Annotated in this window: 1 protein-coding gene; it reads left to right on the top strand. The window is 34.6% G+C overall.

The genetic code is table 11. The annotated features are described in order from the left end of the window. Window positions 1-214: 214 nt before the first annotated feature. Window positions 215-1,699 (top strand): IS66 family transposase, encoded by a 1,485-nt coding sequence (tnpC, locus tag RRY75_RS14165; protein ID WP_332717428.1) that lies wholly within the window; start codon window positions 215-217, stop codon window positions 1,697-1,699. Window positions 1,700-1,856 lie beyond the last annotated feature (157 nt).

Below are 1,856 nucleotides of genomic sequence, written 5' to 3'. Positions count from 1 at the left end.
AAAGAGAATACTCTTTTTTGCTTAGAGTAAAAGGGATGAAAAATAAAGAAAATTAGTAACTGTTCAGTCACACTAAATTTCACTGTGGATAATAGTTGGTTATAATTGTATTTTTAAGGCCAGTTATTAACATAAAAATTTAGTTATCAACTGGTATTTTCACTCCTTAATCTTTTATACTTAAAGTATATTATTTTGAAGGGATGTGAGCAGTTTGAGTAATGAGTATACACCAGATTTTATCCAAAGGTTATTCGATAAATTAGATACACTTACTACTTTAGTAAGGGATCAAACTGCCACTATTAATAAGCTTACTGAAACTATTGCTAAGCAACAAGAAGAGCTATTCCTCCAACGAGAAGAAAATGCAAAGCTTCGAGAGCAACTTAACAAAAATAGTAAGAATAGTTCTAAACCACCTTCAACGGACGGATTCAACAAGCCACAATCTAAGAGCCTTCGTAAATCTTCTGGAAAGAATCAAGGCGCTCAAAAGGGTCATAAAGGAACAAGTTTTTCTATCACTAAAGAACCTGATACTGTGATTAATCATATACCAAAGCATTGTAAAGGCTGTGAACTATTTGGTAGTTGTACATCTTGTGGCATCAAAGGCAAACGTTATGAGGTAGATATTGTTATTGAAACAAAAGTTACCCTTCACCAAGTTCTTGCCTATGAGTGTCCTAAGTTTAATCATGGTATTATAGCTGGAACTTTTCCAGATTATATCAAGTCAACAATGCAGTATGGTTTGAACCTACAAACTTTAGCTGTAGCACTTAACACAGTTGGTATGGTGAGCATTTCACGTACCCATGAACTCTTAAGTGACTTATTCTGCATCCCTATCAGTACAGGGACCATTCATAAGATGGTGGCTGAATGTGCCAGCAAGCTTACTTCTGTTATTGAAGAGGTTAAGAATCGTCTTATTGCCTCTCCTATTGTTCACTTTGATGAAACTGGAACGAGAGTTGATAGAAAAACATGCTGGGTACACAATGCCTCCAACAGTCATTACACTTACCTTACAGTAGAATATAAAAGGGGGCATGAGGGTATTACATCAAGTGGTGTCCTTCCAAACTTTGAAGGGATAGCCGTTCATGATTGTTGGGCATCGTATTGGAAGTATAATCATGCAACTCATGCTGTTTGTTGTGCCCATTTGCTAAGAGAGCTGATAGGTGTAATTGAAAATCACGATGAACATGTATGGGCTCAAGATATGCTAGATTTACTGCTTAAAATGAAAGAAGTACGAGATAAAGCAGTATTTATGGGTAAAGAAAATCTGAGCTACTACTATACACTTGGATTTAGAAAATCCTACCTTAGCATTATCGAAAAGGCACGAAAACTTAATCCAATTCCTGAAAAAATACCAGGTAAAAGAGGTCGAATAGGTAAAGGGAAAATCCGATCCCTAATAGAACGTCTCTTTGACTACGAGGGGGCAGTATGCCTATTTGTCAAAAACTTTAACGTACCCTTTGATAATAATCAGGCTGAACGTGATGTACGTATGGTAAAGGTTAAAACCAAAGTTTCAGGGTGCTTTAGAACAAAAGAGGGTGCACAGAATTTCCTCACCATTATGTCTTATATAGGTACAGCTAAGAAACATGGCAAAAGTCCATTGCTCGCTTTGAAAAAGGCTCACTTAGGTGAATGTAATTTTATTTTTGCTTAAGAGTGGCTGAACAGTTACATAATATATATATATAGATAAATATAGTTAGAGAAAAAATATATAAAAGTATTTAAAAGAAAAAAACTAAATATTCCAAAAAAATTCTGAGAAAAAAAGGAATAGTAAAAGAAAGCTTAATAAAATAAAGTATAGTAAA

This window comes from Niameybacter sp., assembly GCF_036655075.1.
GTDB lineage: Bacteria > Bacillota > Clostridia > Lachnospirales > Cellulosilyticaceae > Holtiella.
This window is presented reverse-complemented; position numbering and strand designations above follow the sequence as displayed.